Origin of the sequence: Nostoc sp. XA010 (assembly GCF_020829625.1) — a bacterium.
Classification (GTDB): domain Bacteria; phylum Cyanobacteriota; class Cyanobacteriia; order Cyanobacteriales; family Nostocaceae; genus Nostoc.
Genome location: NZ_JAIVFX010000018.1, coordinates 12308 through 29717 on the forward strand (window position 1 = coordinate 12308; position 17410 = coordinate 29717).

17 protein-coding genes are annotated in these 17410 nt (G+C 39.9%); 7 read left to right on the forward strand and 10 right to left on the reverse strand.

What is annotated here, in order from left to right; translation table 11 throughout:
* The first annotated feature begins 112 nt into the window (after nt 1–112).
* Together LC608_RS23000 and LC608_RS23005 are read left to right on the forward strand one after the other, a co-directional pair.
* The gene (locus LC608_RS23000; protein ID WP_229555754.1) at nt 113–3796 is read left to right on the forward strand and encodes a DUF3854 domain-containing protein; all 3684 of its coding nucleotides are present in this window, start codon (nt 113–115) and stop codon (nt 3794–3796) included.
* Nucleotides 3797–3818: 22 nt separating this feature from the next.
* A complete protein-coding gene (locus LC608_RS23005) occupies nt 3819–4607 on the forward strand; it encodes a hypothetical protein (RefSeq protein ID WP_229555756.1) in 789 nt (262 codons plus the stop codon).
* On the opposite strand, the gene LC608_RS23010 is transcribed toward LC608_RS23005, so the two are convergent.
* Together LC608_RS23010 and LC608_RS23015 are read right to left on the reverse strand one after the other, a co-directional pair.
* Entirely contained in the window at nt 4604–4846 is a 243-nt protein-coding gene (locus LC608_RS23010) for a hypothetical protein (RefSeq protein ID WP_190965586.1), read from the reverse strand. The two genes, LC608_RS23005 and LC608_RS23010, sit on opposite strands and share 4 nt — an antisense overlap.
* Nucleotides 4830–5585, reverse strand: a complete 756-nt coding sequence (locus tag LC608_RS23015; protein ID WP_229555757.1) for a cell wall metabolism sensor histidine kinase WalK — start codon at nt 5583–5585, stop codon at nt 4830–4832. The genes LC608_RS23010 and LC608_RS23015 overlap by 17 nt, the downstream gene beginning before the upstream one ends.
* 255 nt (nt 5586–5840) lie before the next feature.
* On the opposite strand from LC608_RS23015, the gene LC608_RS23020 reads away from it, so the two are divergent.
* On the forward strand, nt 5841–6494 hold the full coding sequence (locus LC608_RS23020; protein ID WP_229555758.1) for a response regulator transcription factor: 654 nt from the start codon (nt 5841–5843) through the stop codon (nt 6492–6494).
* Nucleotides 6495–6498: 4 nt separating this feature from the next.
* Here the strand turns inward: LC608_RS23020 and LC608_RS23025 are convergent, their stop codons facing one another.
* The 7 genes from LC608_RS23025 to mobV all read right to left on the reverse strand — a co-directional run bounded on the left by LC608_RS23025 (nt 6499) and on the right by mobV (nt 13504).
* Nucleotides 6499–7092, reverse strand: coding sequence for a DUF6753 family protein (locus tag LC608_RS23025; protein ID WP_100904153.1), 594 nt, complete (start codon nt 7090–7092; stop codon nt 6499–6501).
* A complete protein-coding gene (locus LC608_RS23030; RefSeq protein WP_229555759.1) occupies nt 7092–7799 on the reverse strand; it encodes an ATP-binding protein in 708 nt (235 codons plus the stop codon). Before LC608_RS23030 ends, LC608_RS23025 begins: the two co-directional genes overlap by 1 nt.
* Complete coding sequence (locus LC608_RS23035) at nt 7783–8769, reverse strand: hypothetical protein (RefSeq protein WP_229555760.1); 987 nt, start codon at nt 8767–8769, stop codon at nt 7783–7785. Before LC608_RS23035 ends, LC608_RS23030 begins: the two co-directional genes overlap by 17 nt.
* Before the next feature lie 38 nt (nt 8770–8807).
* Complete coding sequence (locus LC608_RS23040; protein ID WP_229555761.1) at nt 8808–9134, reverse strand: hypothetical protein; 327 nt, start codon at nt 9132–9134, stop codon at nt 8808–8810.
* Nucleotides 9135–9387: 253 nt separating this feature from the next.
* Nucleotides 9388–10023, reverse strand: coding sequence for a DUF192 domain-containing protein (locus LC608_RS23045; RefSeq protein ID WP_229555763.1), 636 nt, complete (start codon nt 10021–10023; stop codon nt 9388–9390).
* A complete protein-coding gene (locus LC608_RS23050) occupies nt 10020–11648 on the reverse strand; it encodes an ATP-binding protein (protein WP_229555765.1) in 1629 nt (542 codons plus the stop codon). The genes LC608_RS23045 and LC608_RS23050 overlap by 4 nt, the downstream gene beginning before the upstream one ends.
* 107 nt (nt 11649–11755) lie before the next feature.
* A complete protein-coding gene (gene mobV / locus LC608_RS23055; RefSeq protein ID WP_229555766.1) occupies nt 11756–13504 on the reverse strand; it encodes a MobV family relaxase in 1749 nt (582 codons plus the stop codon).
* 402 nt (nt 13505–13906) lie between these two features.
* Here mobV and LC608_RS23060 point away from each other — a divergent pair, with 402 nt between their 5' ends.
* The 4 genes from LC608_RS23060 to LC608_RS23075 all read left to right on the forward strand — a co-directional run bounded on the left by LC608_RS23060 (nt 13907) and on the right by LC608_RS23075 (nt 16779).
* The gene (locus LC608_RS23060; RefSeq protein ID WP_229555767.1) at nt 13907–14449 is read left to right on the forward strand and encodes a hypothetical protein; all 543 of its coding nucleotides are present in this window, start codon (nt 13907–13909) and stop codon (nt 14447–14449) included.
* Nucleotides 14446–15642: a ParM/StbA family protein gene (locus LC608_RS23065; protein ID WP_229555769.1), complete on the forward strand. Its 1197-nt coding sequence runs from the start codon at nt 14446–14448 to the stop codon at nt 15640–15642. The genes LC608_RS23060 and LC608_RS23065 overlap by 4 nt, the downstream gene beginning before the upstream one ends.
* A 155-nt stretch (nt 15643–15797) precedes the next feature.
* The gene (locus LC608_RS23070) at nt 15798–16208 is read left to right on the forward strand and encodes a hypothetical protein (RefSeq protein WP_229555770.1); all 411 of its coding nucleotides are present in this window, start codon (nt 15798–15800) and stop codon (nt 16206–16208) included.
* 196 nt (nt 16209–16404) lie between these two features.
* Complete coding sequence (locus LC608_RS23075; protein WP_229555771.1) at nt 16405–16779, forward strand: hypothetical protein; 375 nt, start codon at nt 16405–16407, stop codon at nt 16777–16779.
* A 76-nt stretch (nt 16780–16855) separates the two neighbouring features.
* On the opposite strand, the gene LC608_RS23080 is transcribed toward LC608_RS23075, so the two are convergent.
* Nucleotides 16856–17389 carry a hypothetical protein gene (locus LC608_RS23080; protein WP_179069389.1) on the reverse strand — a complete coding sequence of 178 codons (534 nt, stop codon included), beginning with the start codon at nt 17387–17389 and terminating at the stop codon, nt 16856–16858.
* Nucleotides 17390–17410 lie beyond the last annotated feature (21 nt).

Consider the following 17410-nt stretch of genomic DNA (forward strand, 5'->3'; position numbering starts at 1 on the left):
ATGCTTAGACAAGAATGTAGAAAGGAAAGAAAAAGCGAAAAAGAATGAATTTTAATCCGTTTACCCTTTACCTTTTACCCTTTACCCTTTACTCTGCTACACCCAAATAAATATGTTTGATGAACGACATTTGCAACTCACTTCCGCTTACGCTAGAGCTAGTCAGCATTTTATTAGAACTTTTATTTATCCTTTAGGAGAGTTTATTTATAAATCAATCGAATCAGCTATTGATTTAAAATGTCGAATTGAAATAGGAGAAGAAACTTATTTTCTTACTCCTGATGAGGATGGTGGTTGGAAATGGTCTAAAGGTAACTTTGAAGGTGTAACAGATGAGGAAATAGAACAAGTAGAAGAGATGATGGCATATTTATTGCCTAAACTTCTCCCCGGTAGTAATGATATAACACCGTCAATTTTTCCTCCTGATCCTGATTTACCTCCAGTTTTACCTAATCCCAATTCCCCCTTAATTCTTCCGCCTTCTGCCACATCTGTTGAGTTTTTAACTATACCATTCAATTCTCAAAATCCCCAGGAATATGTACCTATTGAAGACCAACAAAATCTAGATTTAAACCCTTCTATCCATAGAAATGTTTTTTTAACAGGTGAAGATGAACTTAAAGATACATTATCACAATCACATCAAGGGAGTGTTGATAATTCCTCTGAGTTTGTAGATGAGGATTTGATTAACCAAACTAGCGCCAACAATGAAGTTGATAACCAGAGTCACCAGAATGAAGTGATTAGTTCTTATGACATTGCAGATGATAATTTAACAACAAAGATTGTCATCGACCACACAATTCCTATAACTAGTGAAAAACTTGAGCCACAAAATAATCAACATATCCCTTATCACCCAGAACACATTGATCCGCAACATTGGCACGAGCTAGTAGTAGGCAGTGCGATCGCACCTCTTATTGCACATCTCAACTTCTCTAGTCTTCATTTTAGCTATGTCGGTGGCGAACATGAAGCTTGGGAACGGCTCATGATCAGCGACAAACTTTCACGTACAAATACAGGTAGCCTCTCTACTAGGCTTTTAGAACTCTATTCCCACTTAGATGCAGGTGGCTGGTGGTGTAATTCAGGAGTAGATCCGCGCACATTTGCTAATCTTACCCCTGGTGAGCAACCTCAAATTAAAGAATGGGGATGCTATAAGCCAAACCGCCCCAGACCCAAAACCGTAAAAAAAGATGGGTTCACTGTTGTGGTTGAAGGCAAGTTCATCAAATATGAGCATCCACCATCAGTTGATTTGAGTATTTTCTTACTAGATGTTCCAGGGGAAATTGCCCAAAATATTTACTCAAAAGCTGGAGTAAACCCCACCGATAGCGATCGCTTGAGTGGTTTTTGGTATTGTGTGTATAAACACAATATCCCACTCGTCATTACAGAGGGCGCGAAGAAGGCGGCTAGTCTACTATCACATGGTCACGCAGCCATCGGACTACCGGGAATTTCCTCCGGCTATCGCTCACCTAAAAACGATTGGGGCAAGAAAATTGGTGATTCCTATCTGGCTGATGAGTTAGCTGTTTTCGCTACTAAGAGTAGAGAAATTAAAATCTGCTTTGATTATGAAACTAAGCCTGAACCTAAGCTCAATATCCAAAGAGATACTTGGAAAACAGGAAGCTTATTACAAGAATTTGGTGCTGTCGTTAAAGTAGTAACGCTGCCAGGGCCGGATAAGGGTGTAGATGATTTTATAGTGGCACAGGGAGGAGAAAGTTTTGAAAAGTTATCTGCTGGGGCTATAGCTCTAGAGTCATGGCATCAAAATCAACTTGATAGAAAACGTTTTACTATCAAGCTCAAAGATGGCACAGTCAAAACAATTGCTCAACAAAAAGGAGACTCTACTGTGACAGATGATCCCGAATTAGAAGCAAACATTGGTGTATTTCAAAAAAGTCGTGCTAAATCACCTATTAACCCTGGTTCACAGATTATAGATATAAAAGTTATTGATTTAGACATTATTCATATAGATGTTGCCTCGGAGCCAGCCCAGCCAACTGAAACTCCTGTAACTAGTTCTTCTTGGGCTAAAAAAGAAAATGTTACACTTTACGAGCCTAATTTTTTTAGAAAGCGCCTAGAAGCTAGCGAGAATAAACAAATAGCTTTTGCTGCTTATACTTTGTTAAAAAAATATGGTGTTGAGGTTAAAGATGAACAACAGCAGACCAGTGGCAAAGTTTACCATGCTGATGCTTTTGTAATTAAGAATTATGGTGCTGATAAATACAGTATCTATCGTCGTCATGATGATGTAGAGTTAATGACTTTTCAAGCTGATAAATGGGGACACGTAGGCAATATTAAACTTTCTTACACAGAACTAGAGTCTGAGCAAAAAACTTGGATAGAAAAACAAATTAACATTCTGCCTATTGAAAGGCAGGAGTTTTTGTTAGTGGCTGACTACCTGAAAGCTGGTAAAGAATTGCCCTCTGTTGATGAAGACCCTCGCAAAATAGCCTCTGTCGTTGGTTCAGTCTCTCCTAAAGGAACACACAATATTTTAGAAAGTTTCAAAGAAAACGAGGTATTAAAAATACTTACACAAAGTATTACTAGCTTCGAGAAAGACGATTTAACCTTGGGCAATTACCGGATTCTTTTTCGGCAAACCAGTGACAATACATCTACTCTGCAATTACTCAAAACTGAACACAATGGTACAAATCGGGAAGCTGTTCGCTTTCAGTTTGAGAAAACTGACACTGGTATGACTCATCAAGTCCAAGCGATGGCTATCACTGAAGCTGATTTGGAGAAGTTAAGACTGTTGGCTCAAAAACTGCATATTAATTACAAAGCATTATTTGGCAACCCGACAGACATCCGTGACATCGACTTGCCCGTTCATCCCGAAATTACCCGTAATTTAGACGAGGAGCAGTCACACCAATCTACTCAATCTACGCCCAACGTACCAGATCGCAAGACACAATCACACCCACAAGAAGCAAGCTTTAATTCTCCAAAACAACAGAACGCTGTATCACACTCAACTACACCAACACCTAACAGTACAATACCGTCACAACCAGCAAAACGACCCAATTTTTCTTCTAACTTAGATAAAGTTTTGCTACCACTGCATCCAGTTTTGAAACAATATTGGGAGCAGTTAGAAAAAGATGGTTCAAGTCATGAGACTGTAGCGCAAGGACATTTAGAATTTCAATCTAAAATTCAGCAAACTGGAAAATTAACTGTTGGTGAACAGCGTGAACTTTACCAGCAGATTCAAAATCTTGCCTGGAGTGAAATTAATCACAATGGGTGTACTGATATTGTGCTTCCACCATTAGCTCACATTGTTAATGATTTGCGAACGCAGGCTTTTCAAGAACCACAGCCACAGTTTTCTTCTGAAGAGAATCGTGATACACCCGTGCCTCTTCACCCTGAGATTGCCTCTTATTGGCAAGGTTTAGAAGCTAATAAAACTTGGTCTAGTGTTGCTAATCAGTACAACAACCCTTTGCGGGAAAAACTTTCAAAAACTGGCAAGCTGACTATTGGGGAGCAACGTGAACTTTACCAAAAAATTCTCCTTCAAAGTCAATTCGAGCAACACAACAAAGGGCAAACGAATATCTCACTTCCTCCTTTGAATGATGTGATTCAGGATTTGCTCAAGACTCGTAGCCAGGTTATTAACAATACCTATACGCCCAAGGTTGAAGTGCATTCCCAAAAATCTCGCACTCCACAACAACCTACTACCAATAATTCACAAGAATTAGAATTGTAATCAACAGTTGTCAATTACACTTATGCAATCTAGCTCAGTGGCCCAAACCATCACTACCATCAACCGCGACAGTGGCTTTTCTGACAACCAAATGGCCTACAGACTGGCGCTGATGATGGAGAAATACCCACTTTCACAATCAATACACTCAACCCCCGCACTAGACACTACAGAGCGCGAAAATATTATTGGTGAGGTGAGAAATACTTTATCTGTGTCCCAAAATGCTCAAAGTACTGAAGATTACAGGCAATCCCTTAAGGAAAAATACTACCAAGAGTACGCCCAAAAATTTGGTTTAAATAAATCCGAGGGAACACCTGATATAGATAACTCAACAAGAGTTGAAGATTTGATCAATGAAAAGAAAAAGACATTCTTGCAGCAGATATTAGAAACTAAAGAGCGCAAGTTACCTTTAGTTGAGCATCAAGAACCATCTCCAAAGGAGACTGAAAATAATCAGGTTGTTAAAAAGTCTCTTATTCCTGCACTAATGAATATTATCGTTACAAAGGGACAAGATACTATTGGCGGTCGGGTCTATGAAGGCATGGCTTATCAATTAAATTTGTTGATGAGAGAAGGTATGCAGCGCCTGACTGTTTGGCGCAAAAGTGATAATCAATCGGCTTTTAGTGCTTATAAAGTAGATGAAGAGGAAGAATACAAAGTAATACACAATCACCTTTCACCACAAGAAACACAAAAGCTGATCAACTTTGATATAAGAGTGCAACAGCAACAGCAACAGCCACCGCCACAGCAACAACAGAACCAGCGATCTTCTGACGGCCCAGAGTTAGACTAACTAAAATACCCGACAAACAACCCAAGAATGTACGCACTAACTAAAATATATCGCTTAGTCACCCGCTCGAATTGTGACCAGGGTGAGATGATGACAGCTAATACTATGTAAAACAATGCTTGTAAAAAATCGTTGTGCCCCAGTTTGATAATTGCCGCTATCATCAAAGCCACAAAAATTAGAAATTCCACCCCTGTTTCAATCCTGTCCCAAAGTTTCACATCATATAGGTAACGCATCTTGTAACCTCTGCGATTTGGGCAACATCCTACCATCAACCCCATAGATACCGTCATCTTTGTAAGGAAATATAATGGTGAATTTGGTTCCTTGTTTGGCTACTGAATCTACCCTCATACTGAGTCCGTGAGCATAAGCCACCATCCAGGCAATATACAATCCTATTCCTCTGCCCGCCTTATCAGATAACCTACTCTGGGGCGCTCTCCAAAACGGAATAAATATATTTGATAGCTGTTCGGCGGCAATCCCACAGCCGGTATCTTCAATCTCAATAATTAAATCATCTTCTTGATTGAGCAACCTTAAAAAGATATCTCCGGCAAGAGTGTACTTAATAGCATTTGTCACAAGATTACACAACATTCTGTCAATACTTATGCTGTCACCCCGTACTTGCGTTCCATGCTTGTACGATGATTGAGTTTCATAGTGGAGATTCAAGGAATGATACTGCGCTATTGGTTTGAATCGAGAATAAGTTGTTTGTAAAAAACTTAACATATCAAACTGCTCCTCTGTCACTGGATTTAGTTCAAAAAAAGCAGTTCTTTTAGATTGAATCAAACTCACCCCTCGGTCATTCGTTTGTTGTAAAGCTATCAGCAACGGTTTGATCTCTTCTAAAGACTGTCCATAAACACCATCAATTATCTGATTCAAAACTAACGATGCTCCTTGATAGTTGTTTGAAACATCGTGTAACAAACCTAATATGCTTAAAACTTCCTGTTGCATAACTATGTTTCCAATGACAGATGGTGATTTTGGCTACTTTTATGAATAAGTGCTAATTATGTCTACAAGATTTGAGAATACTTTTATTTTAGTTCTAAAAAAATTATCCAATCCAACTTTAGTACTAAAGTTTTTTTCATTTATCTGGAAAAATTTTTTCCTACTTATATTTTATATTACAGATATAAAAAGTAAAAGGCTTAACACCAACAACTATGCTATAAATATTGAGTCATCTTATAATCGAAGTGATCTATGATTCGATTAACGCTCATTGAGGATGAAGAACTCATTAGGTTGGGGATCACTACTGCGATCAATCAACAACCAGATATGGAAATGGTCGGCGTTGCTCGTACTGGTATTGAAGGGATTAATTTAGTTAAGGAATTAAATCCCGATGTGATTTTGGTGGATATTGGTTTACCTGACATATCGGGGCTAGAAGTGATCAAAGAGGTCAAAGTCGATAGCAAGACTAAAATTGTTGTTCTTTCTTCCCATTCTTCTCAAGGCACTGTTCAATCAGCTTTAAATGCCGGCGCTGATTCTTACATTCTGAAAAAGAATAATGTTCCTCTGATTTTAGAAGCAATTAAAACCACATTCTACGATAACAAGTCTTTTTTTGACCCTGATATTAGCCGAAATAATTTCTTCTTCCAGCAGAAAATTAAGGGGAAGAGTTACCAAGATCATCTTAGTGCCACTGAAATGCAAATTATCTCTTTGATGGCAGATGGTTCTTCTAATAAGCTGATTGCCGAGCGGTTATTTATTACTGAAAGTACCGTTAAAGGTCATATTAACAAGATTTTTGCGAAGTTAGATGTCAAGGATCGCGTCAATGCTCTGATTGAAGCTAGTAAACTTGGATACATCGAACAAGATTACTTGAAAGTAGGTTAGCTACTTACTTACCTACTTGAATTAAACAATAGCCCTGGGTTTTACTCTGCTGTGTTTGACAGGCTTCAATTGCTGCTTGATTCTTCAAGATTATTTGATACATCTGTTTACCCTCTTGGGATTTTGCCCATTGGAGAATCTTTATCTCGTTACGTGAGACTACTACTGACTGATTCGTTCCTATATTTTGCACCAGATTCCATGTGGTCAGCGAACCCAGCAAGGTACTGCCAGCCGCTACTAATCCACACACAAGAGATACTGTCCCTAATCCCCAGCCTGCCTGCACTTTCATGCCTGTGCCGGTGGGCTTGCTTTTTTTGATCTCATCACGCACGGCACTAGAGACAACTGTATAATGCATTGACTCGGCTTGTTTGCTTGTCTTCTCCAGTTTTTGGTCTATCAGTGCCGCCCATGCTTCTATCATTGCCTCCATTCTTGCCTGGAGGTCTATCATCGTTTCTTCATATCGACCCAGCGTTGCCATCATCCTAAATGTTGGGTCATCTGGTGTGATTCCTAATTGGTACGCCCCTTCAACTATGCGCCTTTGTTCTGATTGAGAATAACCTTGTAATGTGTCTTGTAGTGTCATCAATCAAGCCCTAAATATTTAATAGCCAAATTGTTATTTATCACTGAATTGCGGAAATTTTTAATCCACTGAAAAATGAAACTTCTCCAGAACAAAATTATTGAGAAATCCTGGCATACTTGTGAATATGGCTTGACAGCTTTCTCCATCGCTTGATAGTGATTTCGATGTAAAGCCATCAAATTTATTTCTGTTCCTCCTATTGTTAACAGAGTTTTCTGCATTTTTTCGTCATATTCCCTAAACTCTGGCGCAAAATGATAATTCTTCACTATCACATAGTTGGCATTGTTAGTAGCAGTTTGGATGATTTGAGTTAAGTAGTCTATGCAGTCCGTTCTATGTGATATCGGTTGCAGAAACGTTAGCTTCCATCCATATTCAGCTAAAGCTTCTAATAGTTCAGACTCAACAATATACTGGCAAATTTTGTCTATGTGCTGCCCCGGCATATCCACTAAAATGATATCTATATCATCAGCTACCAGATCAATAAACATCCTGTCCGTTTGTTTATTGAAAAAATCTATCTTTTCAATACACACTAAATCTTTGTAAGCCAAAAGTCTGTCCCGATTATCATGATCATAAACTTTCAATCTTTTACCTTGAAGTTGATAAATTTCCAGCAATAGTTTCATAACTGTAGACTTGCCTACACGAGAGTCACCTACAGTCATTATCATTCTTTTAGAAGATTTCAACATTTATACTCTCCAGCCCTAAGAGATGCTTAACTGGACAAATTTGCTGTTTAAAAATTTTTAGCCAACTCTTCACCCGCATTTTCACTCCTGGTAGTTCTTTTTGCTTTATTCCTTCAGAAAAGCTTAGTGATTTTTCATCTAAATAATCATAGGCATATTCAAGCAAATCCGGCATTGTAATATCAAATAAAGGGATTCCTGCTTTTAATAGCTCTTGCTTTATCTCTTGAACTATTGATGAGTTGCTATATCTAGAAAATTCTGACTCCTCACCATAAAATAAATTTCTAACGACTATGTAATCTACTTTATTTTCGCAAAAGCTGTATAAATCTATTAATTGCTTTACCGAATCTGATACTCGACTAATTACCACAACCATTGTTACTCTAATGTCATAATCATTGGCGGCTGTTTCCAAGAACTCTTGTTCTATGAACTTTTTAAATATTTGTCTTGATTGCGGTGGCAATTCTAATAAAAACAGCGATTCTGGTGGTGGCAGTTGATTATATGTATCTAGCTCTGGCTCCATCATTCTCTTTACCTGATCAAAAAATCTATCTATACTTCCATCTTTAAAAATATTTAACTGCTGTATTTGACAATGCTCACCATTCTCACCATAATATCTCAACAAATCTGGATTAGAATTATCTGCATCTACTGCCACAATTCTTCTTTTCTCATCTATACAAGTTTGTAAAAATCCTCTTGTCCACATCGATTTACCAACTCCACCTTTCCCACCGTCTACTATTACTAATCTTCTTGGGGGAGTTTTAGTTACCTCTTCTGCCTCTTTATCTGCATCTGAGGCTATATCCCGGTCTAATTTTAGTTTCTCTAACTCTAACTGCTGCTCTGGTGTTAAATCATTTAGCTTTATTTCTTCTGCTGCTTCAATCGCCGATATATCAGCTTTGCCATTAATATTTCCATTTTGATTGTTATTGATAGTTTGTATCATTTTTCTTTTCCTCATAATTCAGATTTGTTCTCAATTTTCTAAAAAGGATCTTTTTGAAATATCGGTAAGACATTACTCCTTATCCATTGCGTAAAATTATTAATCATTTGTTTTTTAACCATGCCTTTTAAATTATAGATAGCTCCCGAATTTAAAGTTTTTACTATTGTTATTTGCTCCCCAATAACCACATGACGTTCTCGACTTTGGATATGCAGAGGCACTATTTTTTCATTATTTAATTCCGGTGCAATAATCTGAAATACATCTTCAGCAAATATCTCTAGCCCTAATGGGGTTGATATTACTCGAACCGTGTTACCCAAAGGGTGATCAAATTCCCAATATGTCCATACTCTTCCCATAAATAGATTGCCATATTTGATTCAACACACGAAGCTATTTAGGTACTGTTTTTTTCAGTACTATGGTTTCTTGATTTTTAAAAAATACGTTATACAATTACTAGCGCTCATTTTTGTTTCTTAAAAAATTGCCGCTATCAACACCAATATTATTCTTAGGCAAAACTGATGAAGGAGGCAGTTCTTGCTGGAGGCAGGAGGTTTTACCTCAGTTGGGGATTCAAACCCCTCCTGAAAAAGAGCCTCGAAATTTTCAATTTAGAGTTCTTGTCTTAAACCTAAGACCCGTCTGGTCGCGGTACTTGAGAGATAGCGTAGTGGTAGCGAGTCCGTCAGCTTCGGGCAGTTCTCCTCCTGCCTCCTGCCCTCTGCCTCCTGCCTTCTTTGATAACGGTTGGATGTTAAGCCGATCGCCAATCTTGATATTGGCAGCGCCTGTTGCTAGCTCTAGCACTTGATTGGCAACTTTCCCCTTGTAGATGGGGCAAGGGTTTTTGTGACACGGTTTGGCATTGTAAACCGCAGTTGTCACCACATTGTCCTTAAGATAAAAGATGTCTAAAGGAAAATTCACCTTGTACATGCAGAAAGGCACATTATAAATTTCTCCTCCCAAATTGAATAACATTCCGCGCGAGCTGTTTAAGGATGCTCGAAATTTCAGCCCTTTCTCTAATTGCTCTGGTGTAGAAGCGGCTTCCAAGTTAAATGTGCGACCGCCTTTGGTGAGAATGTACGTAACTGGTAAATCCTGGGGACGAGTTTGGACGTAACCGAGCGCCACAGTGCCGATGATAATTGATACTCCAGCGACAGGGCCTAGTATGTTCAGTAACTTGAAAGCAGCAACGTATAAATCCTTTTCAGAATTAATTTTTAAAGTTTTCATGTTTCACCAAAAATATCAACATTGCCGAGACTATATATAGATGAATCAATTGGACTAGAGGGAAGGCCATGCAAAGCCGCAATGTTACGCATACTTTCAACTCGGTCAGCTTCGCGGATTGCCAGAGGATTCATACTCTGCCTTGCTGCCAGCAATGCCGACAATGTAATTCCTAGTGGTGGTAGTTCTTGAAGGGGAGAAACATCATCACCAAACATTTCACAGAAACTAAAGACGGCGGCGCGTTCAACAATGGCTTGAATCTCCGCCCCCACACATCGCTGTGTAGCTTTGAGTAACCTTTTCCATTCTTCTTCACTGTACCCATCGCCCCGATCACGGAAACGAGGATCAAAACGGGCTAAGTGAATCTTGAATATTTCGTGCCGTTCGCCGTAATTTGGGAGATCCACCTTAAAAATCTCATCGAAGCGTCCACTTCTGGTTAGCTCTGGTGGTAGCCATTGAATATTGTTAGCCGAAGCGATAATTAAAACCTCACTAGTACGTTCTTGCATCCAGGTCAAAAGCATACCAGCTAGGCGTTTGGATAAATCATCATCCCCGGCAAATCCCTTATCAAAATCATCGAGGTATAAGATTACACGGTTAATTCGGTCTACCAGTGCGAGTAAGTTCTTTAACTTGTACTCAGCCAAATTACCGTAACTGCGGAAACTACCCCACTCCAAAATAATCAGAGGTAGCCCCAATTGTGCAGAACTTGCTTTAGCCGAGTAAGATTTTCCTGTTCCCGGTGGGCCGATTAATAAAATCCCCTTGGGTAAGCGCAGATTATACGCTTTCGCCAGTGTTGTTAATAACCGCTTATAAGTTTTAAATGCTTGCTGGATCAGTTCTAAACCACCAATGGGTGTGCTTGGAGGTTGAAGGAACTGAATGTTATAAATCCGTTTAAATAGGTCAATTTTGTAAGCGGACAGTTTTTCTACTAACTCATCCGGTTTAATTCCATGATTTGCAATCGCCTGTTTGATTCCATAGTCAATGTCTGCCAAGTACATGCCTAAGCCGGCGTTCGCCGTCGCATGAATATCGCTATGACTGTAATCCGGTAATACTTGAGCTAAGTAACTGCTTATTTCCTCTATAGCTGGCAGTTGTTGAATGACTGTCGGAACTTCGGGGGCAATGTCAGATGACACAGTGGCGTTTGGCCCTAAGAGAATCGCTGTTTTGTTGGCATTGTGATTGTACAGCTTCAGGTTAATGAGGGCAGACTTAATCCACTCGGAAGTCAGAAAGAAATCGGGGTCAGTGGTAGCTTCGCCCAGCCAGGGGAATATGCCCTCCAGTATGAGAATGCCCTGTAAATCAGTGGTTTTCCAAAACCGCAGAATTTCAAAGTAATGTTCGCGCCTGCTTTTAGCGATCGCCTGATACTGGTCAACACTTTGTAAAGTTAACCCCTCCTCATTAGTAGATAACTGGTGTAACGCATCATCCTCCAGCGTCCACAGGTAACAGTTAATGTTGTATTGCTGGCATTCACTGGCGAGATTTGTCAAAAGTTTGAGTCTTTCTTGTAATGGAGACTCGACAGCTATCAGCTTATTGTTAAGTTTGATTAGAGAGAATATTTGCTTTGTTAACTCATTACTCATCAGGATTTTAACTAAATTTCACCCCAATATTATTGATAGCTAAAACTCTTTACTAGCTACTTTGGTACTGAAAAAATCGGTACTAGAGTAGCTTGACTTTTTTGCAACTATAGCTCTAATTCCTCGTGTTTTTGTTGTGAATAACGCTGTTGCAATTGATGGGAGAAATTGATTAACTGCGTATTCCAATCCCGACTTTCGCACTTGAGTTGAGTCGAGTGTGGCAGTAGTTCTTTAACAGCCCGTGCCACTGTTGATTGACTAAAAGCTACCTGTACATGAGCAACATTACGTAATCTTTCAACAGGTAAACTTGAAGTGTCATCTACTGCCATGTAAACTGTTCTGTTTTCTGGTATTCCTTTAACCTGATATTCCAGCATGGCTACTGAAATGGCATCGATGGGAGAGTCAGACAGTACAGCAGTGCTAGTTTTATCACTAGGCTTTTTCCCCAAAGTAAAGTAAAACCAGCTATCACGGCGAACAGTACCTAACTCATAACCAGAGAATTTATTGGTTGTACCTTCTAAGAAAGCCCCTTTGGTATTCCCTTCCAAGTCCCGCATCACAAACACTACATTTGCTTTTGAGTCGGCATAAACTAGACCCTGGTTATGTAACATTTGTACGCAATCAGAAGGTATGCCTCGTTTCTGGGTTAGGTAATGTTCAACGCCTGACCAGTTAGCTTTATCCTCAACGGGTGGGGTGAATTGGGATGCTGGTTGAGTTTGGATAATGTCAGCCGCAACTTTTTGAGCATGAGCCTGAGCTGCACGTTTTGCGCCGACTTCACCAAATCGCTCCCCTAACCATGTGATCGCTTGGACTTGGTTGCATTGATTAACGTGTTTCACCAAATCAATTGCATCATTACCTTCAAAATGAGAAGCAGGAGCAAGGTCGCTAAATTTAGAGCCATCTATATTAATGATGTGGTTTCCTCCTACCCATTTATTCCCTTTACGCCACAGTCCCAACTCCCAAGCAACATCATCCAAAGCTAAATCAGTTGACCATTCGGTAAGTTTTCGTAATTGTTGATTATCTTGTTCTAATTGTGCAATTCGTCGCTGTAACTGTTCATTTTCAAGTGAGAGAGCTTTGGCTGTAGCTTCCATCTCTTGCTTACGTTGATTCGCCCTGTCTCGGTCGGCAGCTTTGGCCTTCAATTGCGCTGCACTTAGCTCATCAACTTCTAAGTCACGCCCCTCCTCCACAATGCGGTAAAAGTCTTTGATGTCCTGGTGCTTTGCTCTGCTTCCCTTGATACCGCGCTCTAGTTCAATTAGCCGCATTGTCTGGTAGTACGAATCCTGAAACTCATGAATTTTCTGCCGCCCGTCGAAGAAATGATTACAGCGCAATTGCCCCTGATCATCAACCGGCACAAAGTAAGCGTGAATGTGCGGGGTGGCTTCATCTAGGTGTAATTCTGCCCTGACAATGCGTGAGCCATATTCATCAGCCAACCACTGGTGAGTCGCTTCTACCCAGTCATCCAACTTTTGTTGTTCATAGTACCCAGCATTAGTTGGGCAGTCGGGACGGAAATAACTAGGCGATGCACTCAACAGTAACTCTACACAGTAGACCGCATCAGTGCGAATCTTTCGCTTTTGTTCATGCTCGGCAATTTTGGCTAACACTAAATCCTCTAATCGTTCATGCGGGTCGAGGCTACCGATGAAGCGAATATTTTTTTGAGTGGGGTCAGCGTTTGGGGTTTCTCTTTCTCTTGCAGTGTGAGATGCACTCCCTGATATATTACCCCGCTTTAATTTTTTTAATCGCGCGATCGCGTAGCTCATGACTTCATATCTTGGATAAACTTGGTATGATTTTGTTATCACGCTGATTTTCCCAAAATCGGAGCAATTGCGACTAGTCGCCAAAATAGCTAAATTGCTCAAATGCGAAAAAGTGAAGATAGTCGTAGTAAGTACGATTATTTTAGCGGCTTGAAAGACTTTTTGAAGGAACTCTAATACCTAACTAGCTCAAGTGCTTACATAGCAAAGACTCCAGGCATTTAGTCGCCTGATTCTAAGCGTTGAATAATTTGGGTACGAATTACGCACGGATACTCATAAATGAGGGAAAAAGCGGAACGCAGTGAAAACACAGTGGAAACGCAATTGAGAGGAAAAGGGGGATTTCTCCGCCTAAATACTCATTTAGACTACCCGCAATACTCATTTTTGTATCAAGTATTGTAAATGTAAACAATAAGACAACTGTACTGATTTTTAAAAATGGACAAACAGGGAAGCAAAGACGTTGAACTGCCAAGAGTAAAACGGAGACATGATTCTTGGGATGGAAGAACTATTGAATACTTGGTGAATCATCGATCAAAAAAGTCGGCAGGTGAACTGACAATGGAAGCAGTGACAAGTTACTGGCTAATAGAAGCATTAGTGGCAAAGGTAAGTAAAGAGGAATTTATTGAAGCTTGCTTGTCGAGTATTGGGGAATTGGAAGGAAAGCTAGTAAAGATTAGAATTTTAATGCAAAAGGTTTCTAATTCTTTTGAAGTAGATAGTAGTGCGATTTTGCCACCACAACAAATAGAGCAGAACAAATCATCGATTTTAGAAAAAAGCTTGCCAATCTCAACAAATGCGATTTGCAAAGAGAAAGAAGAACAAGAGGAACTAGAGCAAACAAGTCAGCAGGAAGAATCCTTGCTATCTGATGATGACTTGGGATTAATGGACTTGAAAATGACACCAGACTTATTAATGGCTACTCAATTGTTGGGATTTGACGAAACAAGCGGTAATAAAAATTTATGACAACTACAAATACTAATCAGGACAAATCAAGCCAAGTCGTACAGTTTATACTGACGGCAGACTTGGGGGGTAGTTCAACCAAAGCGATCGCCCAGATTTATCCGGCGGGAGTGCCATTTGCATTGTGGATGAGTCCAGAAGTTGCCGATGTGGGAGAGGGTTCAACCAAACATTTAACTGTAGATGCGCTGCCTGATGATAGCGCTTGGGTGAGAATTGGTCAGGAATATTCTGTATTAGGGAGTATTGCAAAAAGAGAGTTTGCTGGAACTGCGGCACTGCAAGATTTGAAGTCTGAATATGCCTTATCAAAGGTTGCTGGTTTGTTGTGGTTAGCTAAACGTCAAATAAATGTAGATATTCACGAAATGTTTCTCCAGATTTTGCTACCACCTGGAGAAGAGAAGAATGTACAAGATTTGGCTAAAAAGTTTGTCTTAAACTATAGGCAAGGAGTAATAACGCCAACGGGAAGAATGAAAATTAAGGTCAACAGCTTCAAAAATCTTCCTGAGGGAACAGGTATTATTTCTTACAGGAGTCGCGCTCTAGGTAATGTATTTTCTCAAAAAAATATAGGATTGTTAATGCTGGGTCATCGTAATGCCAGTTTTACCCTTTCAGAAAAAGGGAAAGTAGCGAAGAAAGAATCGACAGACTTGGGGATGAATTGGGTGTTACAAAAGTTTGTCGAACGTACTAGCGTAGGACTATCGAAAGATGATCCGTGTATAGCTGCGGCTTTAGTGGAAGCAAGTAAAGGTAATTTCACTGCATTACGAAATTTGTCACGTAGGAATACGCCATCAGGAATTAACTCGGATTTAGAGTTGTTTAAATCAGTTTTAGAAGTGATTCGGGATGAATACTGTCGAGCATTGCTGCGGTGGGTGAAAAACCATGCAGGGTTAGACGAAGTTCTGATCTGTGGTGGTACTGGTGAGTTTGTGCGTCGAGAATTGACACAATATTTTCAAACAGAAAGCATCCCTATCGTTTGGAATGGTGGAGTAGTTATTCCCAAATCGTTAGATACCGTTGGCTTGGGTGAACGACTGGCTGATGTTTGGGCAACTCATATTAGTTATGTGAGAATGCTGGATGAAAATTTTTGCTATGAGCGCAAACAGAAATTAATACCAGATTCTTATTCCCCAGCAGTTAATCATCTCACTTCTATCAATAGAGTGTAGCTCATATCTTGCACTTGATGTTAGACAGAATATCTGTCTAACATCGTAAAAGCCTCTCTTGGTAAGAGATATGCTTCAACTTGCACCTTTCCTCATCTGAAAGTGCGATCGCTCTAACACTAACAAGCGTGAACAATTAACATTGGCAAATTAAGATGGCTGAAACGACACATTTGCAGGTACAAGAATTATCACGATTTGCCCAAGAGCAAGACTTCAATCAGCAATATCGACAGTATTTCGGGGATGTCTGGGACGAAGTTGGAGTTAAAGATATCTCCAAAATGACCATCCAAGATGCCGAGCAAACCTTGAAGGTACTAGCTGATAGTGAAGCATCTCCCCAATTCATCAAATCTCTACTAGCACAAGCAGCAATTGATGGAGGGTCACCGCAGGTTTTAGAATATTTTCTAGCAAGCGACATTGACGGCGATGGACGGACTCTGGCGACTGTTTTATTTCAGGATCAGACGAACCCGTTGGAGCCGGATACACTCCAACCACCACCGAAAGCACAGGTTCTATCCCCATCTCTACAACCAGATTTGGAATGGGAAATATAGCATAAACTCGCTAACTTTACTAGTTACTCTAGTACCGATTTTTTCAGTACTAAGGTAGCTAGTTCTTTTTTGAAAGCATATTTAAACTTCTTAAGTTAGATACGAGTTCCATTTTTCAAAAAGCACGTAGGGTGTAATTGAATTATCGATTACACCTGTTTTCTCAACTAACTCCTAAATCAAGTGAGGCCATAGTATGACTATATTAGGTATTAATAGACCTTTAGATACAACCCAGGCAAAACTGTGGGACGAGCGCGATTTGTCTACAAGCGATCGCCGCCGGGAGCATCTAGAAATTCTTCTGTGCCAGAAAGTACAGATAGGTGAAGATCCTACCTTGTGCGAACAAGTTTTGAATTATCTGTACTTCTCCATATATCAACAGAAGCTCAATCGCATCGCTGTCCAAAAGGAGAAAGAAAAGTCAGTATTTGCCTCCCTACAGCAAGTGATTATTACGTCTTTTGCTATTCTAGGGATGTTTGCGTTCCTTGCCGCCGCTTCCAACAAGTCAGTTGTGCGCTCGTCTGGGGGAATCCCTCCAGCTATAGAACGGCAAGTCAATTGACAAGGCATGAGCATAAAAAGCTGAAAGTAGCACGATGACAAAACTTTCAGCTTTCCAAAAATCTTAAACATCTAGCTTAAAACCAGGAAGTATCTTTATCGAACGGAAGTGTACTGGGTTCTTCGTTGTTCCTTAAGTCTACCTCCATCTGCTTTATGCGTTGTGTATATGTTCGGCTTGAAGCACGTAGTCTATTCATTTCTTGCTCACCAAAATTAATCCCCATTTCTGCTTTCCGAGCCGACACTCGATTATAGTTTTCTACATCCAGTATCTTGCGCCGTTCCATTTCTCCTAGCCATTGGGAGCTAATACCTTTTTTCAGTTCAGATTCGATATATTCTGGCTTGAGAGTACCATCACTGTTGAACTGCTGCTGCTCTGTAGGGGTGAAGAAATCGTAGGCAGTATAAACAGGCCAAGGTTCTGGATCTGTTTCGTCTAGTCGTTTCCATTCATCGTAGTTATTTTTAAGTCGAAGGGCATAACTATTGATTGCTGCGTCATTCATACCTTCAGATAACATTTGTTGTCTAGCTTCATTCTTTAAAGTTCCGTCTGCGTTAAATTCTTTCCCATGCATATTTAACCAGCGTTTAATTCTTGACATATTGGACTCCTAAAAATTTTC